General features: G+C 53.5%; 19 protein-coding genes, 1 pseudogene and 1 riboswitch. Of the genes and pseudogenes, 11 read left to right on the top strand and 9 right to left on the bottom strand.

Going from position 1 to position 26,230, the window contains the following annotated elements; genetic code table 11:
- The 8 genes from OB87_RS12040 to trhP form a co-directional block, all read left to right on the top strand.
- The coding region (locus OB87_RS12040; RefSeq protein ID WP_033569656.1) for an MdtA/MuxA family multidrug efflux RND transporter periplasmic adaptor subunit at window positions 1–1,086 on the top strand (1,086 nt) is incomplete at its 5' end.
- Window positions 1,086–4,226 (top strand): MdtB/MuxB family multidrug efflux RND transporter permease subunit, encoded by a 3,141-nt coding sequence (locus tag OB87_RS12035; RefSeq protein ID WP_033569655.1) that lies wholly within the window; start codon window positions 1,086–1,088, stop codon window positions 4,224–4,226. The genes OB87_RS12040 and OB87_RS12035, both read left to right, overlap by 1 nt.
- Window positions 4,223–7,312 (top strand): multidrug efflux RND transporter permease subunit MdtC, encoded by a 3,090-nt coding sequence (mdtC, locus tag OB87_RS12030; protein ID WP_033569654.1) that lies wholly within the window; start codon window positions 4,223–4,225, stop codon window positions 7,310–7,312. Before OB87_RS12035 ends, mdtC begins: the two co-directional genes overlap by 4 nt.
- Before the next feature lie 87 nt (window positions 7,313–7,399).
- Window positions 7,400–8,803, top strand: a complete 1,404-nt coding sequence (gene mdtD / locus OB87_RS12025; RefSeq protein WP_033569653.1) for a multidrug transporter subunit MdtD — start codon at window positions 7,400–7,402, stop codon at window positions 8,801–8,803.
- 8 nt (window positions 8,804–8,811) lie between these two features.
- Entirely contained in the window at window positions 8,812–10,170 is a 1,359-nt protein-coding gene (gene baeS / locus OB87_RS12020) for an envelope stress sensor histidine kinase BaeS (RefSeq protein ID WP_033569652.1), read from the top strand.
- 17 nt (window positions 10,171–10,187) lie between these two features.
- Complete coding sequence (baeR, locus tag OB87_RS12015) at window positions 10,188–10,919, top strand: envelope stress response regulator BaeR (RefSeq protein ID WP_033569651.1); 732 nt, start codon at window positions 10,188–10,190, stop codon at window positions 10,917–10,919.
- 129 nt (window positions 10,920–11,048) lie between these two features.
- A complete protein-coding gene (locus OB87_RS12010) occupies window positions 11,049–12,011 on the top strand; it encodes a glutathione S-transferase family protein (RefSeq protein ID WP_033569650.1) in 963 nt (320 codons plus the stop codon).
- A gap of 168 nt (window positions 12,012–12,179) precedes the next feature.
- The gene (gene trhP, locus OB87_RS12005) at window positions 12,180–13,556 is read left to right on the top strand and encodes a prephenate-dependent tRNA uridine(34) hydroxylase TrhP (protein ID WP_033569649.1); all 1,377 of its coding nucleotides are present in this window, start codon (window positions 12,180–12,182) and stop codon (window positions 13,554–13,556) included.
- Between the two features lie 185 nt (window positions 13,557–13,741).
- Here trhP and psiE read toward each other — a convergent pair whose 3' ends face one another.
- The 4 genes from psiE to OB87_RS11985 all read right to left on the bottom strand — a co-directional run bounded on the left by psiE (window position 13,742) and on the right by OB87_RS11985 (window position 17,126).
- Window positions 13,742–14,149: a phosphate-starvation-inducible protein PsiE gene (gene psiE / locus OB87_RS12000; RefSeq protein ID WP_033569648.1), complete on the bottom strand. Its 408-nt coding sequence runs from the start codon at window positions 14,147–14,149 to the stop codon at window positions 13,742–13,744.
- A gap of 291 nt (window positions 14,150–14,440) precedes the next feature.
- Entirely contained in the window at window positions 14,441–15,244 is an 804-nt protein-coding gene (thiD, locus tag OB87_RS11995) for a bifunctional hydroxymethylpyrimidine kinase/phosphomethylpyrimidine kinase (RefSeq protein WP_033569647.1), read from the bottom strand.
- Window positions 15,241–16,035, bottom strand: a complete 795-nt coding sequence (gene thiM / locus OB87_RS11990; RefSeq protein WP_033569646.1) for a hydroxyethylthiazole kinase — start codon at window positions 16,033–16,035, stop codon at window positions 15,241–15,243. Before thiM ends, thiD begins: the two co-directional genes overlap by 4 nt.
- 34 nt (window positions 16,036–16,069) lie before the next feature.
- Window positions 16,070–16,174, bottom strand: a riboswitch (TPP riboswitch).
- 211 nt (window positions 16,175–16,385) lie between these two features.
- Window positions 16,386–17,126: an EAL domain-containing protein gene (locus OB87_RS11985; RefSeq protein WP_033569680.1), complete on the bottom strand. Its 741-nt coding sequence runs from the start codon at window positions 17,124–17,126 to the stop codon at window positions 16,386–16,388.
- Window positions 17,127–17,621: 495 nt separating this feature from the next.
- Between OB87_RS11985 and OB87_RS11980 the strand changes: the two genes are divergently transcribed.
- Both OB87_RS11980 and OB87_RS11975 read left to right on the top strand, forming a co-directional pair.
- On the top strand, window positions 17,622–19,349 hold the full coding sequence (locus OB87_RS11980; protein ID WP_033569645.1) for an HD domain-containing phosphohydrolase: 1,728 nt from the start codon (window positions 17,622–17,624) through the stop codon (window positions 19,347–19,349).
- An 821-nt stretch (window positions 19,350–20,170) separates the two neighbouring features.
- Window positions 20,171–21,064: a LysR family transcriptional regulator gene (locus tag OB87_RS11975; RefSeq protein WP_050515702.1), complete on the top strand. Its 894-nt coding sequence runs from the start codon at window positions 20,171–20,173 to the stop codon at window positions 21,062–21,064.
- A 144-nt stretch (window positions 21,065–21,208) separates the two neighbouring features.
- Here the strand turns inward: OB87_RS11975 and OB87_RS11970 are convergent, their stop codons facing one another.
- The 3 genes from OB87_RS11970 to OB87_RS11960 are packed head-to-tail and all read right to left on the bottom strand — an operon-like array spanning window position 21,209 to window position 23,873.
- Window positions 21,209–22,540: an MFS transporter gene (locus OB87_RS11970; protein WP_033569644.1), complete on the bottom strand. Its 1,332-nt coding sequence runs from the start codon at window positions 22,538–22,540 to the stop codon at window positions 21,209–21,211.
- A gap of 8 nt (window positions 22,541–22,548) precedes the next feature.
- Window positions 22,549–23,184, bottom strand: a complete 636-nt coding sequence (locus OB87_RS11965) for a 4-carboxy-4-hydroxy-2-oxoadipate aldolase/oxaloacetate decarboxylase (RefSeq protein WP_033569643.1) — start codon at window positions 23,182–23,184, stop codon at window positions 22,549–22,551.
- A 17-nt stretch (window positions 23,185–23,201) separates the two neighbouring features.
- The gene (locus OB87_RS11960; RefSeq protein ID WP_033569642.1) at window positions 23,202–23,873 is read right to left on the bottom strand and encodes an RraA family protein; all 672 of its coding nucleotides are present in this window, start codon (window positions 23,871–23,873) and stop codon (window positions 23,202–23,204) included.
- A 402-nt stretch (window positions 23,874–24,275) separates the two neighbouring features.
- On the opposite strand from OB87_RS11960, the pseudogene OB87_RS19890 reads away from it, so the two are divergent.
- Window positions 24,276–24,428 (top strand): annotated as a pseudogene (locus OB87_RS19890) (NAD(P)H-dependent oxidoreductase); the annotation flags it as partial.
- Here OB87_RS19890 and OB87_RS11955 read toward each other — a convergent pair.
- Both OB87_RS11955 and OB87_RS11950 read right to left on the bottom strand, forming a co-directional pair.
- Window positions 24,369–24,794 (bottom strand): VOC family protein, encoded by a 426-nt coding sequence (locus OB87_RS11955; protein WP_050515701.1) that lies wholly within the window; start codon window positions 24,792–24,794, stop codon window positions 24,369–24,371. The pseudogene OB87_RS19890 and the gene OB87_RS11955 sit on opposite strands and share 60 nt — an antisense overlap.
- A 269-nt stretch (window positions 24,795–25,063) precedes the next feature.
- Entirely contained in the window at window positions 25,064–25,837 is a 774-nt protein-coding gene (locus OB87_RS11950) for a DUF3750 domain-containing protein (protein ID WP_033569641.1), read from the bottom strand.
- Window positions 25,838–26,230 lie beyond the last annotated feature (393 nt).

Here is a 26,230-nt window from a genome sequence, read left to right as displayed (position 1 = left end):
CGTCGCGGCGGCTCCAGCGCGCCACCGCCAGTCCAGGCGGCGCTCTCCTCTTCGTCCTCTGTACCTTATTATCTGTCGGGTCTGGGTACGGTTACCGCCGCCAATACCGTCACGGTGCATAGTCGGGTCAGCGGCCAATTGATGGCGATCCACTTTCAGGAAGGCCAGCAGGTCAAGGAAGGTGACTTGCTGGCAGAAATCGACCCTCGCCCGTTCGACGTCGCATTGACGCAGGCGCAAGGGCAATTGGCCAAAGATCAGGCGCTGCTGGTCAATGCCCGTCAGGATTTAGCCCGCTACCGGCAGCTGTCCAAAACCAGTCTGGTTTCCGGCCAACAACTGGACACCCAGGAATCACTGGTGCGCCAGTATGAAGCGACGGTGAAATCGGATCAGGGCTCGGTCGCCAGCGCGCAATTGCAGTTGGATTACAGCCGCATCACCGCGCCGTTTAGCGGCCGCGTTGGTCTGCGCCAGATTGATATCGGCAACTACATCACCAGCACCGATAATCTGCTGGTGTTGACGCAAACACACCCGATCGATGCCGTTTTCACCGTACCGGAAAGCGATATCGCCACCGTACTGAAAGCACAGAAATCCGGTCAGCCGGTACTGGTCGAAGCCTGGGATCGTGCCAATCAGCACATTCTCTCTCAGGGGCGGCTGTTGAGCATGGATAACCAGATCGACACCACCACCGGCACTATCAAACTGAAAGCCCGCTTCGATAACACCGACGATGCGCTGTTCCCTAACCAATTCGTCAACATCAAGATGAAAGTGGATACCCTGCAAAATGTGGTGGTAGCCCCGTCAGCTGCGGTCCAGATGGGTAACGACGGGCACTTTGTCTGGGTACTGAATGACCAGGATCAGGTCAGTAAACACCTCGTCACCACCGGTATTCAGTACGGCCAGCAAACCGTGGTTTCGACCGGGTTGAACGCTGGCGAGCGAGTCGTCACCGACGGGATCGATCGCCTGACTGAAGGCGCGCGCGTTGAAGTGCTGGCGCCTGCGGCGGTAGATACCAAATCCACCGCCGGCACGGAAAAACGTCAGCATAAAGCGGAGAAATCCTGATGCAGGAGACGACGCCGTTACAGGACGCCGCACCGCTTGACGGCGGTGGGCCGTCGCGCCTGTTTATTCTCCGGCCAATCGCCACCACGCTGCTGATGATCGCCATCCTGTTGGCCGGGATCGTCGGCTATCGTGCCTTGCCGGTTTCCGCGCTACCGGAGGTGGATTACCCGACGATTCAGGTGGTTACGCTGTATCCCGGTGCTAGCCCGGACGTCATGACCTCGGCGGTTACCGCGCCGCTGGAACACCAGTTTGGCAGCATGTCCGGCCTCAAACAGATGTCGAGCCAAAGCTCCGGCGGCTCGTCGGTGATCACGTTACAGTTCCAATTATCACTATCGCTGGACGTCGCAGAACAGGATGTACAGGCAGCCATTAATGCCGCGACTAATCTGTTGCCTACCGATCTACCGTTTCCACCCACCTACAGCAAGGTCAACCCGGCAGACCCGCCGATCATGACGCTGGCGGTCACCTCCACCGCCCTGCCGCTGACGCAGGTGCAGGATATGATCGAAACACGCATTGCACAGAAAATATCCCAGGTGGAAGGCGTTGGGCTGGTCACCCTGGCCGGAGGACAACGGCCGTCGGTGCGGGTCAAACTGAATCCGGGTGCACTTGCCGCCTACGGATTGAGCAGCGAAACAGTACGCACCGCCATCACCGCTGCCAACGTCAACACGCCCAAAGGCAGTTTTGACGGCCCGGCACGCGCGGTCACGCTATCCGCCAACGACCAGATGCGTTCGCTCAACGACTACCGCCAGTTGATCATTACCTGGAAAAACAACGCGCCAGTGCGGTTGCAAGATGTCGCCACGGTAGAACAAGCGGCGGAAAACACCCACCTGGCGGCGTGGGCCAATCAGAATCAGGCGATTGTCCTCAACATTCAGCGTCAGCCGGGGGCCAATGTGATCGCCACCGCCGACCATATCCGTAGCCTGCTACCAACGCTGAAAGCCAGTTTACCCAAGTCGGTGGATGTTGCTCTGCTCACCGACCGCACCACCACCATCCGCGCATCGGTAGACGATGTGCAGTTCGAGCTGATTCTGGCTATCGCGCTGGTGGTCATGGTGATTTACCTGTTTCTGCGTAACGCGGTGGCGACGCTGATCCCCAGTATCGCGGTGCCGCTGTCGCTGGTGGGCACCTTCGCCGCCATGTATTTTCTCGGCTTCTCGATCAACAACCTGACGCTGATGGCGCTGACCATCGCCACCGGCTTTGTGGTGGATGACGCCATCGTGGTGATCGAAAACATCGCCCGCTATATCGAGAAAGGTGAAAAACCGCTACAAGCGGCGCTGAAAGGCGCAGGGGAAATCGGCTTTACCATTATCTCGCTGACCTTTTCGTTGATCGCAGTGCTAATTCCGCTGCTGTTCATGGGCGATATCATCGGCCGTCTGTTCCGCGAATTCGCCGTTACGCTCGCGGTGTCGATCCTGATCTCCGCCGTGGTGTCGCTGACGCTGACGCCTATGATGTGTGCTCGCCTGCTCAGCCACCAGTCGCTGAGCCGCCAGAATCGTTTTACCCGCGCCAGCGAGCGCTTCTTTGACACGGTTATAGCGTGGTACGGTCGCGGGCTGACGCGGGTGCTTAGTCACCCGTGGATTACCCTCGGCGTTGCACTGAGCACGCTGGTGCTGACCATTTTGCTGTATATCGTGATCCCCAAAGGTTTCTTTCCGATACAGGACAACGGCATCATTCAGGGCACGGTCCAGGCGTCGCAGACCATCTCGTTTTCTGGCATGGTGGACAAACAGCAGCAGGTCACCGCACTGATCATGAAGGACCCGGCGGTGGAAAGCGTCTCGTCATTTATCGGCGTCGACGGCACCAACCCATCGCTCAACAGCGGCAGATTGCAGATCAATCTCAAGCCACTGGATGAACGCCGCGACCGTATTCAGGGCGTAATTGAGCGACTGCAACAACAAACGTCCGCTCTGCCCGGCGTTCAGCTTTATCTGCAACCGGTGCAGGACCTGACCATCGATACCCAGGTCAGCCGCACCCAGTATCAGTTCACCCTGCAAACCATGTCACTGGATGAACTCAGCATCTGGGTGCCGAAGCTAACCGCCGAGCTACAGAAACTGCCGCAGTTGCAGGATGTCAGCAGCGACTGGCAGGACGGCGGCGCGGTAGCCTACCTCAAGGTCAACCGCGACAGCGCCAGCCGCCTCGGCATCACCATGTCGCAGGTGGACAGCGCGCTGTACAACGCCTTCGGCCAGCGACTGATCTCCACCATTTATACCCAATCCAATCAATACCGGGTGGTGCTGGAACAGCACCATGACAGCAGCAACGGACTGGCAGCGCTGAACGATATCAGGCTTATCAACAGCAGCGGCGGCGTGGTGCCGCTCAGTAGCATCGCCTCGGTGGAAGAGCGTCAGGGACCGCTGTCAGTCAACCACATCGATCAGTTCCCCTCTACCACCATTTCGTTCAATGTGGCACCCGGCTACGCGCTGGGGGATGCGGTGAAGGTCATTCAGCAAACGCAGCAGCAGATGCAGTTGCCCAGCGACATCATTACCCGCTTTCAGGGCAGCACGCTGGCGTTCCAGTCAGCGCTGACCAGCACCATCTGGCTGGTAGTGGCTGCGGTCGTGGCGATGTATATCGTGCTGGGTGTGCTGTATGAAAGTTTTATCCACCCGGTCACCATTCTGTCCACCCTGCCGACCGCCGGGGTCGGCGCACTGCTGGCGCTGATGTTCGCTGGTAGCGATCTGAACATCATCGCCATCATCGGCATCATTTTGCTGATCGGTATCGTGAAGAAGAATGCCATCATGATGATCGACTTTGCGCTGGCCGCTGAACGCGAACAGGGTATGACGCCGTATCAAGCCATCTATCAGGCCTGTCTGCTGCGTTTTCGCCCGATCCTGATGACGACGATGGCGGCGCTGCTCAGTGCCGTACCGCTGATGTTCAGCACCGGTGTCGGCGCGGAGCTGCGCCGCCCGCTTGGTATCTGTATGGTTGGCGGTCTGGTGATGAGTCAGGTGCTGACGCTGTTCACCACGCCGGTGATTTACCTGCTGTTTGACCGCCTGGCGCATCGCCTGCGTCGCCGCCAGCCGCAGGAAGGGGAAGCACAGTGAAGTTTTTCGCGCTGTTTATCCATCGCCCGGTCGCCACCACGTTGCTGGCGCTGGCGATAGCGCTGTGCGGCCTGCTTGGCTATCAGTTGCTGCCGGTGTCACCGCTGCCACAGGTGGATTATCCGGTGATTTCGGTCACCGCCACCTTGCCCGGCGCGTCGCCGGAAACCATGGCGTCGTCGGTGGCGACGCCGCTGGAGCGCTCACTGGGCCGCATCGCCGGTGTGAATGAAATGACGTCGATGAGCTCGCTGGGTAATACCCGCATCATCCTGCAGTTTACGCTGGATCGCGATATCAACGGTGCGGCTCGTGACGTACAGGCAGCGATCAACGCGGCTCAGAGCCTATTGCCGAGCAGTATGCCAAGCCGCCCTTATTACCGAAAAGTGAACCCGTCCGATGCGCCGATCATGATCATGACGCTGACATCGGACACTTACGGTCCCGGCCAGTTGTACGACTACGCCTCCACCCAGATTGCCCAGCGCGTCTCGCAGATTGACGGTGTCGGCGACGTCACCATCGGCGGCAGCTCATTGCCAGCAGTACGGGTCGCGCTCAACCCGCAGGCGCTGTTCAATCAGGGAGTGTCACTGGACGCGGTGCGCCAGTCGATCGCCCAGTCCAACGTGCGTCAGCCGCTCGGCAGCGTCGACAGCGGTAGCACGCATTACCAGATTCAGACCAACGACGAACTGAAAACCGCCGACGCCTATCGCTCGCTTATCGTCCACTACAACAATGGTGCACCGGTGCGCCTGAGCGACGTGGCAACAGTAAAAGACTCCGTGCAAAATGTGCTTAACGCCGGGATGACCAACGCCAAACCGGCCGTGCTGGTGATGATCCGCCGCGCACCGGACGCCAATATCATTTCCACCGTCGATGCCATCCGCGCTTCGATGCCGGAACTGCAAGCCCTGCTGCCCGCGTCAATCACCCTGAATGTCGCGCAGGATCGTTCGCCCACTATTCGCGCCTCGCTGCGCGATGTAGAGCGCTCGCTGACTATCGCTGTGTCGCTGGTGATTCTGGTGGTGTTTCTGTTCCTGCGCTCCGGGCGCGCCACGCTGATTCCCGCCATTGCGGTGCCGGTGTCGCTGATTGGCACCTTCTCCGCCATGTACCTGTGCGGTTTCAGTCTGAACAACCTGTCGCTGATGGCATTGACCGTCGCCACCGGTTTCGTGGTGGATGACGCTATCGTGGTGCTGGAGAACATTTCCCGCCATATCGAAGCGGGTATGAAACCGCTGCAAGCCTCATTGCAAGGGGTACGGGAGGTCGGTTTCACCGTGGTGTCGATGAGCCTGTCGCTGATCGCGGTGTTTATTCCGCTGCTGTTCATGGATGGTCTGCCGGGGCGTTTGTTCCGTGAGTTCTCGATTACGCTGTCGGTAGCAATCCTGATTTCATTGCTGGTGTCCGTCACCCTGACACCGATGATGTGCGCCCGGCTGCTGCGCCCCCATGCACCCCGTAGCCAGCCGCGTGCCCGTGGCTTCAACCGGCTGCTGCTTGGGCTACAGCAAGGTTACGGCCGCAGCCTGCGCTGGGTGCTGAACCATTCGCGCTGGGTAATGATGGTGCTGCTGGGTACTATCAGCCTGAGTGTCTGGTTATACATCAGCATTCCTAAAACCTTCTTCCCCGAGCAAGATACTGGCCGGTTGATGGGGTTTATCCAGGCCGACCAAAGTATCTCCTTCCAGGCGATGAAGCGTAAATTACAGGATTTCATGACCATCGTGCGCGCAGACCCGGCAGTGGATAACGTTACGGGCTTCACCGGCGGTATGCGTACCAACAGCGGCTCGATGTTCATCAGCCTGAAACCACTGGCCCAGCGTGATGTCAGCGCCCAACAGGTGATTACCCGGCTACGCGCCAAACTGGCAAAAGAACCGGGTGCCAATCTGTACCTGATGGCGGTACAGGATGTGCGCATCGGCGGGCGTGAGGCCAATGCTGGTTACCAGTTCTCACTGCTGTCGGATGACCTGTCGGTGCTGAGAACCTGGGAACCGAAAATCCGCGATGCCCTGAGCAAGCTGCCACAACTGGCGGACGTCAGCTCCGATCAGCAGGACAAAGGTGCCGAGCTGATGATGGTGTACGACCGCGACGCGATGGCGCGCCTCGGTATCAACGTTTCCAGCGTTAACTCACTGCTGAACAACGCCTTCGGACAGCGCCAGATCTCCACCATCTACCAACCGATGAACCAGTACAAAGTGGTGATGGAAGTGGACTCAGCCTACACCCAGGACCCAGGCTCACTGGATAAGATGTTTGTGATCAACAACGACGGCAAGCCAATCCCGCTGTCGTTCTTCACCCGCTGGCAACCGGCCAACGCACCACTGGCGGTGAACCATCAGGGGCTGTCGGCTGCCGCCACGATCTCGTTCAACTTACCAGAAGGTGCCAGCCTGTCGGACGCCACCACCGCCATCGAACGTACCATGACCGCGCTGGGCGTGCCGCCCACGGTGCGGGGCCAGTTTGCTGGCACCGCGCTGGCGTTTCAGCAATCACAGCATTCGCAGGTGGTGCTGATCATCGCGGCGATCCTGACGGTTTATATCGTGCTGGGGATACTGTATGAGAATGTCGCGCATCCGCTAACTATTCTCTCGACCCTGCCGTCTGCCGGTGTTGGTGCGCTGCTGGCGCTGGAGTTGTTTGGCAAGCCATTTAGCCTGATCGCGCTGATCGGCATTCTGCTGTTGATCGGTATCGTGAAAAAAAACGCCATCATGATGGTGGACTTTGCGCTGGTGGCGCAGCGTGAAGGGAGACTGTCGGCGCGCGAAGCCATTTTCCGCGCTTGTATGCTGCGTTTCCGCCCGATCATGATGACCACGATGGCGGCGCTGTTCGGTGCACTGCCGCTGGTATTGAGCAGCGGCGACGGTTCAGAGTTGCGTCAGCCGCTCGGTATCACCATCGTCGGCGGGTTGGTGATGAGCCAGTTACTGACGCTGTACACCACGCCGGTGGTGTACCTGTTCTTTGACAGCCTGCAATGGCGACGCCGCAAACGCACTGACACCACCGCGCATACCGAACCGTCGGTCTGATGCCGCACCAGCCGTAACTGTAACAACTCGCCGGGGTTCGCCCCGGCACCTGCAAGGGACAGGATATTCCCAGGAGTAGCACCACGCATGAACAATCAGCCCGCCTCTGTTCGCTGGCAATTGTGGATTGTGGCCTTCGGCTTTTTTATGCAAGCGCTGGACACCACCATCGTCAACACCGCCCTGCCCTCCATGGCTATCAGCCTCAATGAAAGCCCGTTGCGTATGCATTCCGTGATCGTCGCCTATGTGCTGACGGTGGCGATGATGCTGCCCGCCAGCGGCTGGCTGGCGGACCGGTTAGGCGTGCGGAACGTCTTCTTTTCCGCCATCGTGCTGTTCAGCTTCGGCTCGCTGTTATGCGCCCGCTCCAGTACCCTGGACGAATTGCTACTTTCCCGCGTGCTTCAGGGCATCGGTGGCGCGATGATGGTGCCGATCGGTCGGCTAACGGTGATGAAGCTGGTGCCGCGCGATCAGTACATGGCGGCGATGACCTTCGTCACGCTGCCAGGACAAATCGGCCCGCTAATGGGGCCGACGCTCGGCGGCTTTCTGGTGCAGTACGCCAGTTGGCACTGGATTTTCCTGATCAATATTCCGGTAGGCCTGATTGGTGCCCTCGCCACCTGGTGGCTGATGCCGAATTTCACCATGCCGCCGCGCCGTTTCGACCTGCGCGGTTTTGTCTGTCTGGTCATCGCGATGGGCACACTGACACTGGCGCTGGATGGGCAAAAAAGCCTCGGTTTGTCGGCACCCGCCCTAAGCGCACTGGTGCTGACTGGCTTACTGGCGCTGCTGGGGTATTGGCTGCACGCCAAAGGCAATGAGCAGTCACTGTTCAACCTGCGCCTGTTCGATACCCGCAGCTTTACCATCGGGCTGTTTGGCGGTTGGCTGGCGCGCATCGGCAGCGGTATGCTGCCATTCATGACCCCGGTCTTTCTGCAAATCGGGCTGGGGTACACACCGTTTCACGCCGGTATGATGATGATTCCGCTGGTTCTGGGTAACATGGGAATGAAGCGGCTGGTAGTGATTATCGTTAACCGGTTCGGCTACCGCGCAGTACTGATCGCCTCCACCCTGACGCTGGCGCTCGCCACCCTGCTGTTTGCGCTGGTGGCACTCATGAGCTGGTACTGGATGATGCCGGTCGTGCTGCTGTTGGTGGGCATGGTAAACGGTATTCGCTTTTCCACCATGAATACCTTGACGCTCAAAGACCTACCCGACTCTCTGGCTAGCGGTGGCAACAGCCTGCTGTCGATGTCGATGCAGTTATCCACCAGTATGGGGGTGACCATCGCCGGTCTGTTACTGGGTATTTTCGCCAATCAGCATCTGGTGAGCGGCGCACCGGAAACCCACACCGTTTTCCTTTACACCTACCTCTGTATGGTAGTGGTGATGGCGTTCCCAGCGCTGATTTTTAACCGGGTGCCGCCCGATACCGTTCAACAGTCGACGCTGACGCGTTCTTCATGAGGTGAATGATGAGATTTGGCATTACCGCCCGGCTATTTCTGGCGATTTTCTCCACCTGTATGCTGGTGCTGGTTATCATGCACTTTGGCGTCCGGCTCAGTTTCGAGAAAGGGTTTATCGACTATATTCGCCACGGTAACGAGCAGCGGGTGGTGCAAATTCGCGGCTGGCTGGAAGAACAATACCAGCAGTACGGCAACTGGGATTTTCTGCACAATAACGAACGCGGTATTTTTCCCATGCTGCGGTCGATGGAGCAGAACAACGACGAAGCGATGCAGGGCTGGCGAACCCGATTTTGGATCATGGATGAAAACCGCCGTCGCCTGATCGGCCCACCGATCTCGATGCCCGCTGGCAGCAGTTGGCAGCCACTGACCGTGAATAATCACGTCGTCGGCTGGCTGGTGGCCGCACCGGTAGAAGGGTTGACCCGCAGCGCCGATATCAATTTCGATCGCCAGCAACAGCGCACCAGTTGGCTGATTGTCGCCTTCACCACCTTGCTGGCCGCCGTCGTAACCTGGATGATGTCACGCGGCCTGCTGGCCCCCGTCAAGCGGCTGGTCAACGGCATCCACCAACTGGCCGGTGGCGATTTCAGCACCCGAGTCACCGCCGGGAAACGTGATGAACTGGACCGGCTGGCGCAAGATTTTAACCAATTGGCCTCGGCGCTGGAGAAAAATGAGCAGTCGCGCCGTGCGTTTATGGCAGATATTTCCCACGAACTACGTACCCCATTGGCGGTGTTGCGCGGCGAACTGGAAGCATTGCAGGACGACGTGCGTCGGCCGGACGCCGCCGCGTTCAGCTCGTTACAGTCTGAGGTCGTGTTGCTGACCAAACTGGTAGATGACCTGCATCAGCTGTCGCTGTCCGACCTGGGTGCGCTGGCTTATCGCAAGGCCGCTGTCAACGCCAGCGCCTTGTTGCAGGTGTCCGTGGCCGCATTCCGGGAGCGTTTTCAGCAAAAAGGCATCCAACTGACTACCCGCCTTCACCCCGAGGCCGTGGTGTTTGGCGACCCGGACCGCCTGAACCAACTGTTCAACAACCTGATGGAAAACAGCCTGCGTTATACGGACAACGAGGGCCAACTGGAGGTGGAAACCGAACTGCGCCAGCAACGGCTGATTATTCACTGGCGCGACAGTGCTCCCGGCATTAGTGATGAACAGCTGGCGCTGATCTTCGAACGTTTCTACCGCGCGGAAAGCTCGCGTAACCGCGCCAGCGGCGGTTCGGGTCTGGGGTTATCGATTTGCGCCAATATCGTTGAGGCGCACGATGGACGCCTGTATGCTGAACATTCAGCGCTCGGTGGCGTGCAAATCACCGTCGAGCTTCCGTTGCACCTATCCTGATAAGACAGGTAACCGACATGACAGCATCGTCTCCTGCAGCGGCTGGTGATGAAAACCTGCCGGTGCTGATCGTTGAAGATGAGCCCAAACTGGCCCAATTGCTGGTGGATTACCTGCAGTCGGCGGGTTACCGTACCCATTGGCTAACACAGGGCGACGAGGTTGAACCCTGGGTGCGGGAACATCACTGCCAGCTCATTTTGCTGGATTTGATGCTGCCGGGCCGTGACGGCCTGACGCTCTGCCGCGCCATCCGTGGGTTTTCCAACGTGCCGATCATCATGGTTACCGCCCGCTCCGATGAAATCGACCGGCTGCTGGGGCTGGAAATCGGTGCCGACGATTACATCTGCAAACCCTATAGCCCGCGCGAAGTGGTCGCCAGAGTGAAAACCCTGCTGCGCCGCTGCCGCTGGCAACATGAGCCGCTGCCGGGTGATGTGCTGCCCGCGCTGCTGATCGACCAAAACCGCTATCAGGCCAGCTACCTTGGCCGCCATCTGGAGTTGACGCCCGCCGAATTTCGGCTGCTGAAAACCCTCTCCGCCGAACCAGGACGGGTCTTTTCGCGCGAACAATTGCTCGACCATCTGTACGACGACTACCGGGTAGTGACCGACCGCACCATCGACAGCCACATCAAGAACCTGCGCCGCAAACTGGAAGTATTTGACCAGGAAACGTCATTTATCCGCACGGTGTACGGCATTGGTTACCGCTGGGAAGCCGCCGCCAGCCAGGAAATGTAGGTGGATTTACCGTTACATACGAGCAAGCCGTCAAAGAAACTGTTCGACTCGGTTAAAAATTTGCAATTTCCTCCTGGTGTCCGGCTGCTAGCATAATCATTGAACATAATAATCATGATGAGGGTAAGCATGTCGGGATTAGTGGATGGTAAATGGGTCGATGGTGATGTCGCGGCCGAAGAAATCAAAGGCGGTGCGTTTCACCGTCAGGAAACCTTATTCCGTGCAACGGCTCTCGTGCCGGAAGCCGGGCGGTATCAACTGTTCGTCTCGTACCTTTGCCCGTGGGCATCCCGCACGATTATCTACCGGAACCTGAAAGCGTTGCAGGATGTCATTCAGCTGTCGGTGGCGGAACCCTGCATCGGCGAGCAGGGATGGGAATTCAGCACCCCGCAGGATGCTGGTGACAAAGTAGCGCCGGTGCGTCATCTTCACCAGCTCTACACCGCCAGCGATGCGCACTACACCGGCAAAGTCTCGGTGCCGGTGCTGTGGGACCGCAAAGAAGGCCGCATCGTGAATAACGAGTCATCAGAAATCATTCGCCTGCTCAACCACGCCTTCAATGATCTGACCGGTAACCGGCTGGACTTTTACCCGACAGCGTTGCAACCGGAAATCGACCGCTGGAATAGCCTGATTTACGACAACATCAACAACGGCGTGTACAAAACCGGTTTCGCCAAAACTCAGGCGCATTACGACCAGGCGGTAACCAACCTGTTTGCCTCACTGGATACGGTAGAAGCCCACCTGGCCCACCACCGCTATCTGGCAGGCGACACGCTGACCGAGGCCGACTGGCGGCTGTTCGTGACGCTGGTGCGTTTTGACGCCGCCTACCACGGCGCGTTCAAATGCAACATCCGCCGTTTGGAGGATTACCCGCACCTCTCTGGTTACCTGCGCGAGTTGTATCAGTGGCCGGGGGTCAAAGAAACGGTCAAGCTGGACCACATCAAAAACGGTTATTACAGCATTCGCTGGCTCAACCCTACCGCTATCATCGCGAAAGGGCCGCTGGTGGACTTTGACCGCCCGCACCAGCGCGAGCTGGTCGGCCCCTCTGCCGGTATTCGTACTGCCTGACGCCGTAACGGCCGGGCGGTTGTCCGGCCGTTTACAGCCCTGTACGCCAATAGACTTACTTTTTGTAAGCTGACTACTGATTTTTCCCGCCGTTGGCGTTAGAATCTGCCGCCTTTACTGTTCCCGTCCGGGAACAGCCTGACCTGTGATCAGACTTGAGAAAACACCATGTTCAAACCGGAATTACTCTCTCCGGCCGGTACGCTGAAGAATATGCGTTACGCCTTTGCCTATGGCGCTGATGCAATTTATGCCGGCCAGCCCCGCTACAGCCTGCGTGTGCGCAACAACGAGTTCAACCACCAAACGCTGGCGCAAGCCATTAGCGAAGCCCACGCGCTGGGTAAAAAATTCTACGTGGTGGTTAACATCGCGCCCCATAACGCCAAACTGAAAACCTTCCTGCGCGACCTGCAACCGGTTGTCGAAATGAACCCGGATGCGCTGATCATGTCCGACCCCGGCTTGATCATGCTGGTGCGGGAAAACTTCCCGCAGATGCCAATCCACCTGTCGGTACAGGCCAACGCGGTAAACTGGGCGACGGTGAAATTCTGGCAGCAGATGGGGTTGAGCCGAGTGATCCTATCGCGCGAGCTGTCGCTGGAAGAGATTGAGGAAATCCGTACCCAGGTGCCAGACATGGAACTGGAAATCTTCGTCCACGGCGCGCTGTGCATGGCTTATTCCGGCCGCTGCCTGCTGTCCGGTTATATCAATAAGCGCGACCCGAATCAGGGCACCTGCACCAACGCCTGCCGCTGGGAATACAACGTGCAGGAAGGCAAAGAAGACACGGTAGGCAACATCGTGCATATCCACGAGCCGATTGCCGTCACACAGCTCGACGCCGTTACGGTGGAGCCAACGCTGGGTATCGGCGCGCCCACCGACAAGGTATTCATGCTGGAAGAGAAGCAGCGTCCGGGCGAATACATGAGCGCGTTTGAAGACGAACACGGCACCTACATCATGAACTCGCGCGACTTGCGCGCCATTCAGCACGTGGAACGCCTGACCAACATGCAGGTCGCCTCACTGAAAATCGAAGGGCGCACCAAATCGTTCTACTACTGCGCCCGCACCGCGCAGGTGTATCGCCGCGCCATTGACGATGCCGCCGCGGGCAAACCGTTCGACCCAACGCTGTTGCAAACGCTGGAAGGGCTGGCGCACCGCGGTTACACCGAAGGCTTCCTGCGTCGTCACGTCCACGAGGATTACCAGAATTACGACTACGGTTACTCGGTATCAGACCAGCAGCAGTTTGTCGGGGAGTTTACCGGCGAGCGACGCGATGGGCTGGCGGAAGTGGCGGTCAAGAACAAGTTCTCCCGCGGCGACAGCGTGGAAATGATGACGCCGGGCGGCAACGTCCAGTTCACTATCGACACCCTGCTTAACAAGAAAGGTCAGCCGATCGATGTTGCACCAGGCGATGGTCATACGGTGTATCTGCCGGTGCCGGACGACATCGCGCTGGAGTTTGCGTTGTTGCTGCGTAATCTGCCGGGTACGAGCACCCGCAATCCGCACGCAAAATAACAAAAAAGTGACAGTATGGTGCCAATTGTGACATTTTTTAGAATCTGATCACATCAATGGTCTGGCTAACTGGTTACTATTGCAGCGCTGAGAAAATACAAAACGAAAAATAAGCGTAGTTAAGCTACTAGGAACCACCTCCTTGGCCAGCTCAATCTCCCTTGAGCTGGCTTTTTCTTTTCTGGCTACTCCCGCTTCAGGCGCGGGCTGTTAACCAGATAGAGCGTGATCACCAGTATCAGAATCGCCCCGGCGTAGGTGAAGGTGTCCGCCGGGTTTTTATGGTCGACGATGATCAACCGCACGATGGCAGTAATGCCGATGTAGATGAAATAACGCAGCGGGAAGTGATAACCGGACAGGAAATACTTCACGATCAGCGCCAGAAATTCGAAGTAGAGAAAATAAATCACCAGGCTTTCGATCAGCATGTAAGACGACTCTTTCTCATTGCTGACCAGCAGTACCGTAGCCAGATGCCAGGTTTCCTTACCCAGAAAGACGACCAGAATCACCGCCAGCACCAACAGGCCAAAATTGAGTATGGTCTGCAACCCTTTGGCAATCAGGACCGCTCGCGCTGAACCCGCCATGAGTATCTCCTCAACAATCTCATTCAGAGAAAAACGACCATTCAGAGAGAACGATCGCTCAGAAAAAACATCACCCCAAATCCGGCATTCGATAGCCCGGCCCGCAGGCAATAACCTGATCCAGATCACAAAATTACCGGGTCATGAACAGGCTGTCTATGCAATATTTTTTACTATTTATCTGATTTTCTTATATACCGGTCATATTTCACGTTGCAGGTGTGCTGGCGGCGTGACAAGGCTCAAATGAGCCTTGTCCTGTTGGGTATAGCTGGTGTCGAGAGGGGGCATTTACCACCAGCGGTGAAAATGGTGTACCGGGCCGATGCCGTGGCCGACTTCCAGCGAATCCGCCTGCTCCAGCGCGCCTTGCAGATACGCCCGCGCGGCGGCCAGGGTATCCGGCCAGTTGTCATAACGCGGGCGCAACGCCGCCAGCGCTGCCGACAGCGTGCAGCCGGTGCCGTGGGTATGCCGGGTGTTGACGCGCGGCGCGCTCAGCCGCACCGGCTCCGCATCCGGCATAAACAGCCAGTCTGGGCTTTCACTGTCGCTCAGATGACCCCCTTTCATCAGCACCGCCTGGCACCCCATCGCCAGCAGCGCATCCCCTTGCCTGCGCATACCCCGTTCATCGTTGGCAGGTTCACACTGTAACAGCGCCGCCGCCTCGGGCAAATTGGGGGTTATCAGCGACACCCGCGGCAACAGTAGCTGACGTACCGCTGCCACCGCTTCCGGTGCCAGCAACGGATCGCCACTTTTCGCCAGCATCACCGTATCCAGCACCACATACGGCACCGGGTAGCGTTGCAGCCGGTCCGCCACCGCTTCCACAATATCCGTCTGCGCCAACATGCCAATTTTAGCGCTATCGATACGGACATCGCTCAGTACCGAGTCCAGTTGGGCTGCGACAAACGCCGGTTCAATGCGGTAGACCGACTGTACGCCTCGCGTATTCTGTGCCACCAAGGCAGTAATCACACTGGTGCCGTAAGCGCCCAATGCCGAGAATGTTTTCAGGTCAGCCTGAATACCGGCACCGCCGCTCGGATCGGTGCCCGCGATAGTCAGCGCGTTGATGCGTTTCATGCCAGCGCCTCCCGATTTAGGGTATAGAGCGCATCCAGAAACGCGGGGATGAAACTCCCCGGCCCACGTGCCTGCGCCGCAGCCTGCTGCCCGCAACGCGACATCACCGCACAGGCGGCGGCAACATGACTGAGCCGGTCCCCCTCCAAAGCGCAGAAACCAGCCACCGCCGCCGACAGCGCACACCCGGTGCCGACCACCCGCGTCATCAGCGGGTCGCCACCGGGGATAGCCAGTACCCGATCGCCGTCGGTCACGTAATCCACTTCGCCGGTTACCGCCACACAGGTGGCCCAGCGGCGCGCCAACGCAATGGCTGAAGGCAGTGCCGCCAGCACATCGTTACCGCTGTCCACCCCGCGCCCGGCCGACCGTTCGCCAGCCAGCGCCATGATCTCGGAAGCGTTGCCACGGATCGCTGTCGGTTTCATCGCCAACAATTCAAAAGCAAACTCGGTGCGAAAACGCAGGCCACCTACCGCGACCGGGTCTAGCACCCAGGGTGTACCAACCTCGATGGCACTCGCGACCGCCGCGCGCATCGCTTGTGCGCGGTCGGCTTCCAGCGTGCCCAGATTGATGAGTAACCCGTCCGCCAGCGCGCCAAACTGTACGGCCTCACTCGCGTCCACCACCATCGCGGGCGAAGCACCCAGCGCCAGCAACACATTCGCAGTAAACCCCTGCACCACCTCATTGGTGAGGCAGTGCACCAGCGGTGCGTGCAAACGGAAAGCATCAAGGGAATCCGCGACGGACGCGGCAGGGAAAAGTACAGGTCGAGCGTTCATAAACCTCCCAACCGGCGTGAAAGAAGGCGGCACCGGTGAGATACCGTGACTTCCCTACGCTGGCATAATCCAGATCAGGTAATACGGGTATATCTCAGCCGTTTTCCATGACAGAAAAGCGGCACCCCGAGTCAACGAACGCCATTATTGGAAAGATTGGCTAAAAAGGTCAATGGTGGGAAAAAGATAGCGGTAGCGACACGTCATCCCCTCACCGTAAACATATTGGTTAATTTCGCCAGCGCGGAATGCAGCAGGGCTGAGAAGTAGCCGAGTCATCAAACGGCTTGATACGTTCACCATGCTAATCTGTTTAAGTAAAAGCTAAGCTCGACCAGCTATCGAAAAATCTAAAAATTCTCAAGCAGTTTTAGCTGCTGAAATGTCAAAGGACGATAGAAAATGTATCCTTGAATAAAAATGGGTAAATAGCGTTTTAACTTATTTAAATCAGCAGCCTTTTCAACACCCTCATAGATGATATTGGCACCCAAAGGAATTAATTTATGCAATAAATTTTGCATTTTTTCTAATTTAGTGAAATCCGTACCAATTCCATCCACAATGGAGCGATCAATCTTAATTGTATCGAAATTAAACAAAGCAAGATTGTCTATCTTCAAGCACCCAGCACCAAAATCGTCTAGCGAGATCATAAATCCATACTCTTTGGCCTTTCTTAAAAATGCCTCTCCCTCTATAAACTGCTTCAGTGTGATTTTTTCACTGAATTCAATTTCGATACTCCGTGGATTAACACCATAATTCACGCATATTTCATGCAACTTATCCAGGTACTCAATATTGTTAAATATGTAAGGAGAAAAATTAAAAGATATCAATAATGTTTTCTTAAACCTTATTACTCGGCAAACAACATCAAAGATGAAATCTGTAACTTCATTAATCAGCCCACAGGATTCAATCTCTTCTATCATCTGTTGTGTAGGAAGCAATTCGCCATTTGAACGGTAAAATCGAGCAAGTGTCTCATATCTGAATATTCTATTTTCAGGTAAGTGGATGATGGGTTGATACTCTGCTTTTAGCCAAATCCGCCGCCCATTCACATATAGCATCGTCGTGTTCATCTTGCTGTTTTGCTCCTTCTCCAAGCGAATTTGGCGCTTAAAATATCCCCTCATAAATTTTATACATTTAGGCTAAGTATTTGAAAATTGTTTTAAATGATCAATAACACCAATCCAATAGGTAAAGACTATCATGAACAAATTAACGATCGTTTAAAACTATATACAAAAAGTGATAAATTATGTAGCTTTTGATTAAATCAATATAAAAAACTTATTTTTATCGGAATATTATGATTTTTCATGATTTTCATCTGAGATCATACCACTTTCGCGTAAAGGTACAGCCATTGTAAGCATGTATAAACCTTGTTAGGATGAAGGAAATGCTGAATTTATTTTCTTATATGCAGCATTGATGTTTACCTTTAATAAATGAATCATGACTTTTTTTGAACATTATGGTTTCCATTCATCAATAATTTTCTTGTAATTCAGTAAAAACAAAAAACCGACTAAAACACCAGGGTCTACCTATACAAAGAGGGATATCGTATGACGGAGCATTACGCCCCCCCGCCGAATAATGTCATTCGCTCGCTAATTCAACATCCTCATGCAATGTCAATTTATGCCAAAAGTATGCCGTATCCTCTAAAAGCCGATGTCAGAGAGCTCAGCCTGGATACCAGTAGCATGATATTAGAGGTTGAATACAGTGGCGCTGATATTGAACACTACCTTGATGAGGGTGGTTTGAACTTTGATCTTGAAGCACTAAAGGGAGTAGAAAACAACGAGAGAGAAACTTATAGTTTGACCAATATACCAACCAAATTATTTAAAGTTGACAGTCTGTTATACCGGTTGGAGTGTCAACTTCCCGATTCAGTATTCATTCATGAAAATCGGGGAGGGATTCGCATACCTTTTATTCTCGGAATGCAAGCTCGTGTTCATATTGAAATCTATCGTCATGTACTTACGATAGCGGGAAAATTACGTAATCTCTCAAGGGGTGGCTGTTTAGTAGAGATTGATCTTGTCGAGAGTATCTCGGTGGAAGTCAACCATGAAATCCCAGGGATAACTATAGAGTTTCCAAATGGAACCACACTCTTTGCTGAAGGAAAAATTCGCCATATGCGCCCCTTTGGCAATAACGGCTATGCCGTTATTGGTGTCCAATTCATTAATTTATCTTCATCGCAATCTGAAGCACTGTTCCAGTGTACCAATGAAGTTGAAAGAGAAGCCGCCTTTCGTACCGGTATTACTGGCAGTATGATCTATCCATCCTCACTGTTCACACCAAGTGCCAGGGAGAAAAGTATTCTGTTACGGGAACATCAGGAGCGCGAGAAGCGCACACGCCAAACCCCTGCGGAGCGCGGTGTATTAGAAGTCGCTCACCATATCCAAATTGGGCTAATGTATGTAAAAACGCGTAACCAGTTACCGCTGGATATTTTTTACGACTGTGTTGATACCTTGTTATATCTGGTCAAGAAGGATCGTAAGGCACTCTTATATGCTTTATCGTTCCTGCGTGACGAAGCCGACTGGGTTCGACATGCAGTACAAGTCTCCGGCACGTTGGCTGATATGCTGTTGCTTCACGATCAACACGATCCACAAATACGCGAAGCCGTACTGGGTGCGCTGCTGCATACGATGGGCAAACCCCTGCTCATCAATGCGCATCTTCCTTCTTTGAAGGTCAACATGAACCCGGCCCAGAAAACAATACTGCGCGGCCATGTTGCTGAACTGTGCCAAAAATTGAGTGAACTCGGCTGGGAAATGAGCCCAGTTTGCCGTGAAGTGATAGAGAATGCCAATGAACGTCTTGACGGTAGCGGCTATCCGGCGGGTAAACAGGGAACCCAACTCTCGCCTCTCATCAGATTGGTTTCCGTGATCAAAGCCGTTAACAGATTACGTCATGCGCGTAACGGCGTTTCTCCGCGAACACCATTAGAGGCATATCGTAAAATTCACGATGCACTTGACGCCTACGACAAATCACAGCTCGTAAGATATATCCAGATTTATGGCCCTTATCCCATCGGCAGTCTGGCCAAATTCTCAGCAGGATTCCTTGGCTGGATCCTCGACATTGATAACAAAGGCCGACCTACAGTAGTGCATTTGGTGAAAAATCTGCGCTTTCCAGATACCAATATTAGTAGTGTGGTTTCTAAAGGGGATTTATCTCAGGTCGGTAAATTGATCAATATTGCCGACCCACAGGAGTATGAATTAAAGGTACTGAAACTCTAACGTCATGTTCAACCTCAGGCTTTGATGATGCGAATGCTACGGTTCTCCAGTCGTGTTGCCCACGCTGGATCCGTATCATCCTCAAGTCCCCGCGTATTGATAAGTCATCACTTACCAATAACAACAGCAAAGCCGCGTTTATTTTCTCTGCCGAGGCCACTACGATGGTTTCGGCAGCTCATTTTGATGGAGCGCTCCGGCAAGCGGTCAGCCACAACGTTCAAATATCGTGATCAACGCCATAAAGCGCAAGCAGGCTCATCAAGCTATACCGCCAGCGAATCGTATTACCTGAGCGTCTTGTTGTATGCAGGCCAGTTAGTGAGGTTATGCTTTTGCTTTGCCATCGGGATTAAATGAGAGACATCCTGTCTCTCACCGGAGGCCGGCCGTTGGCTGGTCAAATTCGTCCCCAACGAATTTGTCGTTCACTTGCCGCGTTACAAGGCTCAAATGAGCCTTGCTCTAAAGGCCAACGCTTCGCGTTGTTCAACAACACAATACGTTTTGTCCTGCAACTCGAATTATTTTGGGTATAAACGTCAGATTTATTCAACAAAACCAGACACGGGTGCAATGACATTTCGATTTAAAACCACATTAATATTTGATTGTATTCACGGCGTCTATGGCCTTTGCTGAATAGTCAATTGCTGTAACAGCATCGCCCGTTATTTCAAGAACAGGACTATCCAAACCAATATGACATTACAGATGCAGTATTCTATCTCCTGAAAATTACAGTAATAGTGCCGCTATAACCCCAGTATTGATATACTGAGATGACGATAAAACATGCCAGAGTCAGCCGGAGAGCAAGCATGAATATTAAGCAGCTTCAGTATTTCTGCAAGGTGGTCGAAACCGGCAGCGCCAGCCAGGCCGCAAAACAACTTTTTCTCGCCCCTACCGCGATAAGTATGCAGATATCCGCATTGGAAAAAGAGCTAAATGGAGAGTTATTTAACCGCAGCTCAAGACCCATGACATTAACCCGACTCGGGGAATTTTTATATCAGCGGGCTCAGGAACTGATATTTAACTTTGAAAAACTAGAAACCGATGCTTATCAATACATGAATAGCGAATCAACGTCACTCACACTCGGTTTTGTTCGCTCAGTCATGTTTAACCTGCTGCCAGAAACGATTAAACACTTCGCAGACAGTTACGGTCATATCAATCTTCACCTCAAGGAAGTACTCTCGGAATACCAACCTGAGATGCTCGGCAATCAGGCTATTGATATCGGCATCACTCGTGAAATGGATAATGATAACTTCGTCAGCAGCGAATTATGCCATGAACTTATTATGGTTGACCCACTGGTCGCAGCTATCCCGAAAAATCACTATCTTTCAAGAAAGAAATTTATTACGTTGAGAGACTTCTGCAATTCACCGTTTATCATTTTCCCGAGCGACCAAAAGAGTGGTTTTTCGGTTCGCATCTTTGACATGTTCAAGAAACACCACTGTGTACCGGCCATCTCACACCGAGCAATCGAAATTCATACCGCACTGGCATTAGTCGGTGCAGGGCTGGGGGTAACACTGGTGGGGAAAACCACCATACCCAATAATAGACAGGATATTATTTTCCTTCCCATCGAAGACTTTAAAATATCGAGTTATATTTATGCTATTTACCACCCCAAGAACAAAAACCCGAACATTCACTCCTTTATTGAAACCATGAAAAAAATAGCCGGTTAATGTCATAACCGGCTATGGAATTGCACTGGTGACTAACAACATGACACCATTCCCGATTAGCTCTCTTATTTTAAAAGTCAACGCGGGTTAGCATTGAAAAAATAAGACAGGAAGAGCATCGAAAAAAACTGCCAGAGATCGTGGTTATGCCACCTTCATGGGTTCGTCAATAGTCAGTACAACCAGGAATGTGAAGATGGATATCGCCGACATAAACAGGAACACACTGTTCCAACCATAGAAATCAAGAATAAGCCCGCCAATAAACGGTGTGGCAGCGCCGCCCAATTGACCGCCCATATTTACCAGCGCATTCGCTACCGGAAACTTATCTTTGGCGATAAAAGACATGGGGTAGACCATATAAGCGGAAAAACCGATGCTCAACAGTAATCCCGTCATAAAAAGCAGCACTGCACATATCACCGGGCTGGCCGGTACAGCGACCAGGCAAAGCATCATCAGTGATGTTGACAACGCGGATATCAACATACCGGGTTTTCTGCGTTTGCCCAACACCTTATCCGAAAGCACTCCACCTAGCAGGTTGCCCAGCACAGCCCCTACCCAAGGCGCGGCAGCCACAAACCCCATTCCCATCACCGACAGATTTTTTTCTGTCAGCAGATAAGTCGGGATCCAGGCCAACAGCAAACTGGAGATCCCCAATTGGCAGCAATAGCCGAAACTACACCCCAGCACATTCCAGGATGAATAAATCGCTTTCTCCGTTGTTATTTCTTTGATATTTCTGACACGAATGAAGGTATCGAGGTAAGGTATTCTTTTATAGGTTTCATTATTCACAGCCGCAGCATTACCACGCTGCTTCTCATTAATCAGGTCCAGTTCCTGCTGATTAACGAAGCCTGACTCAGCAGGTTTATCTTTCACAAAACAAAACCACAGTACGGGTAACAATAATCCTGGTAGCGCAAAGAACAGAAATATTTCCTTCCAGCCCCAGTGCGTGATGATCATCGAACCAAGGATTGGCGTAATCACCGGACCTAGTTTGATCGATGAGAGAAAAATCCCAGACGCGATGCCTTTTTCACGAGAAGGAAACCAGTTATTAATTGTTGATGTAACACCTATTGGCAATGGGCCTTCAGCAATCCCCAACAGTACACGGCATAATTTCAGTTGCAAAATCGAGCCGACCAACCCCGTCATTGCAGTCGCTATCGAGGTGAGAACCATCGAGGTGGTGAACACCTTTCTGACGCCGAAGCGGGCTATCAACCAGGCCGAAGGTAACTGGATGAACGCATACGCGATCAGGAAAAGGCTCACTAACGCACCAGCTTGCGCATTCGTCATGGTAAATTCTTTACGAATAAACGGTAGCGCTACGCCTAAATTCGCCCGGTCTGCTGCAGCAACGGTATAAATGAGAAAGAACAGTGCCGCAACCCACCACCGGTGGTGGGTTGGTTTGTTCCTCGCATTAACCTGTTCAACACTAAGACTCATAAATTACCTCATACTAAATTTAAATCATGAAATATGGAACTCAGTCCCATCAACTCTGCAGTGGTCGCTCCATTACTTATTTTTTCTTTATAATTATTTTCTTTTTCCTCTCTGGCTTTCGCCAGATGAATAACGTCAGCAACACAGTCTTTATCAATAACAACCAGACCATCTGAATCGCCAACAACCATATCACCAGGATGAATAATGCAGTCCCCTATCACTATGGCTTCATTCACTTTTCCAGGCTGGTGCTTACCGGTGCCTTTAATAGATATACCTCGTGAGAAGACAGGAAAACCGGCGTCAATAATGGCATCGCTGTCTCGTACTGCGCCATTAACGACCAAACCAGCCAGACCGATAAACTGTGCCTGTGTCGTTAATACATCTCCCCATACTCCCGCCTCAATAAAACCGTGGCAGTTAATAATCAGTACGTCGCCTTTTTTGGCCTGTAACAGCGCATAGTGAATCATCAGATTATCACCCGGTCGCATGTCCACAGTGAATGCCGGTCCGGCCATTTTCATACCGCGTGCTAATGGCTTAATACCTGCATCCAAGGCTCCGATAGCACCCTGCGCCTCATAAATGGTCGCCGAACCCAGCGCTGTTAGTATTTCACTCGTATTGTCATTCATTATGAATCAACCCTTAATTAAGGTTTATTGGGATTTCGTTGCAGTAAGTGGTAATGGTGTTTTTTACGTGCGTCTGAAATACGCATACCGGAAAGTGCATCCTGAAGAATATTTTTTTCAATCGCTTGCATCTGTAATGCACGATCAATAACTTTCTCTACATGATGACGACCAATAACCACTACCCCATCAATATCCGCGATAATGACATCCCCATTTTTAATGGTGACACCACTAATACAAACAGGCTCACACACTGCCGCAACCTGGACACGATCTTTTCCCGTTCTCATATAATGGCCGCAGGCGTAAATGGGATATTGGCTTTGATTCGCTTCATCAGTATCTCGGCTTACACCATTAATAACCGTACCGGCTATGTTCTTACTGGCAGCCACCTGGCTTAAAATCCCTCCCCAGACGGTACAATCCAGCCGACCGGCATTATCAATCACCACGACATCGCCGGATTGTACGTCATCGATATAATCGCCAACCGTCCCGATATTATCGGGGTCAACAGCTATATATCTTACCGTCCATGCCGTCCCGACGATCCTTTTATTTCCAGCAATATGCTTGATACCCAGTAATGAACCAGGCAGTGAAAAATAATCTAACGCATCTGATAATTCTGGCGTTGATAGACCTGTTGATTTTTCTATGTAGAGATCGAGATTTGAATCCATATTCCCTCCTGTTTTTATTTACTATCCATTTAAAAATAAATACCGACAATGATGCTGACTTGAATATAAGTTCAATAAAAATGAACTTATATTTAGCCTGATATCATCATGAAAAATCAGCATCATTACTTAATGAAAAACAATCACTTAAACAAATTAAGCAATAATTAAAATTTTAATTAACTCATTTTTATAGCGAGAAGTGTGATTTCATGCCCAAAATAATTCGTACTGCGTTGCCTCTTCAGGACAAGGCTTATGATGTGTCTTGCCACTGTAGCGACCTATCTGCCGCTGATGGTGAAAACACAGGCCGTGTTGCTGTTTACGGCGACGTTTCCAGAATCGCCAGCCGGGTATGTAACTGGCTCAGTACCGGCAGCAGAATGGTTGACTCGCCATAAAGGCTCGATCGACCGGGTATACGCCTACGGTTTGGCCTATGGCGTTGGGGAGCATTCGAAAACATGCTGGGGAGATCGCTACGGGGAGGGATCAATGCGAGGTAAACACGCCATGTTGCTGGTCACCACCGGTGGCTGGGAATCGCACTTCGATGTTGTAACCGTCTGGGTCGCGCACAAACGCGGCGTAGTAATCGGGATGGTATTTGGCTCGCACACCGGGCTGGCCGTTATCCTCGCCGCCCGCCGCCACCGCTGCGGCGAAAAACGCATCCACCTCCGCTCTGGATTCTGCACTGAAAGCAAAATGCACCGGCGGACGCGACGTTACCTCGCCCTGAAAAATCCAGAACTCACCGCCAGGATCGGAAGACTGACCGTACCCCATCAACACGCCGAAGCTAACGGCGAATTTCATGTCTTTGACCTGCTCATACCCTAATGGCTTTAATGCCTGCTCATAAAACCGCCGACTACGACGCAGATCCGACACCGGAATACTCAAGTGATCCAGCATGTTCCCTCCCTTTGGCGATTGAACTCTGTGATTTTCCACCCCGATTTACATCACGTCCGACGAGGCGGAATGACCAACATAATCGCGTTGTCAGCAGGAAAAGATGATCCAGATCTATAAGTTAATGCTTAAGTATTCATTTAAAGTGATTTTTTATGAGCGCTATTGCGCGAGGTACTGCGGTAGCCCACCTTAAAAAAGCCTCCTGATACATATGCGCAATGGATACATTCGGGATCAGGCATGACCGGTAATCGTCAAGATAGTTGTCACCCTTCGTGCGTTGTAGTCTTGTCATATCCAAGACGGCCGATAAACGGCAAGCGTAGCGCAGGTGGATTGAAGTCCACCCCGATATTGGCTCCCAGAATGTTGACCTCAACCCCCTCCTCCACACCCAGCGTCAGGCCCAATACGCCCAACAGCGACACCTGTACACCTCTGCCCGAGGGCGGCAACCCGATGGGATGCGTTAACGCCCGAAAATCCTTACCGATGGCGTTGGCGGGCAAATCCAGCTTCAGTTCCGGCACTTCCCGGCCGATATGCGCCATAAAGGTATTACTGTTGGGACCGGGCCAGGCGTGATAGGTGTGCGGCCAGGGGTAGCTTTTGATCGCTGCCTCTATTTTCGGGATCATCGCGGCCGCGCTCGCTCCGCGGTGCTCAACCAGCAACCGCGGCGTTGCACCGAACCAAAACCCGTCGGGGACGGTATAATTACGGCGGACTACATCATCGCTGCCCCAGCCGATCACCTCGTAACGCTGGTAGCGGGCTTCTCCGGCTTTTTTAACGATGATCCAGGGGTGAACCGCCACCAGCCCTCGCCAGCCATAAGTGGGCGCGGTATAAACCTGTACGATCGCGGTATCGCGTAAAGCCGCCGGGTCCGGCGCTACACCTGCCGAATCGCGCCGCGACGCCCAGATGCTTTTCCCTGATAATCGATCTTCGCTCCGGGTAGCCTGAATCAGGCTTTGCCCAAGCGACAGGATCAACACGCCGAGAAAAACGAAGCCCACAACTTTGAGGTAGTGCATTGATGACGTTTATCCATGAAACGTAGGGAAATTACAGCAGATTAAGCCTGCCGTGCCGCCCTGTCTAATCACAACAGCAAAGGATGGCATCGCCTCCACGCCTCGTGATGGCACGGCGAGCATTGAATCGAACGAAACGGCACGGTACGATCCAGCAACTCCGTGACCAATTATCCGTGTTCAACGCGCTGAGAGCGCCGATGGGAACCCCTGGTATGCAAAGCAATGCAACAACTCGACATGACGTTGATACACGAGCCAATCACGGCGGCGGCGTTCTAAAATGCGACCCACGCTGGCGGACGCGCGTAACCTATTCCTGGCCGATGGTTTCTGCTCCATCAAGACAGACAAGGCCCCGCGCACAGTGAGCATTTATAAATTAACCCGTTA

Origin of the sequence: Dickeya undicola, assembly GCF_000784735.1 — a bacterium.
Classification (GTDB): domain Bacteria; phylum Pseudomonadota; class Gammaproteobacteria; order Enterobacterales; family Enterobacteriaceae; genus Dickeya; species Dickeya undicola.
The sequence above is the reverse complement of the archived record's forward strand: the minus strand, read 5'-3'. Positions and strand labels throughout refer to the sequence as shown.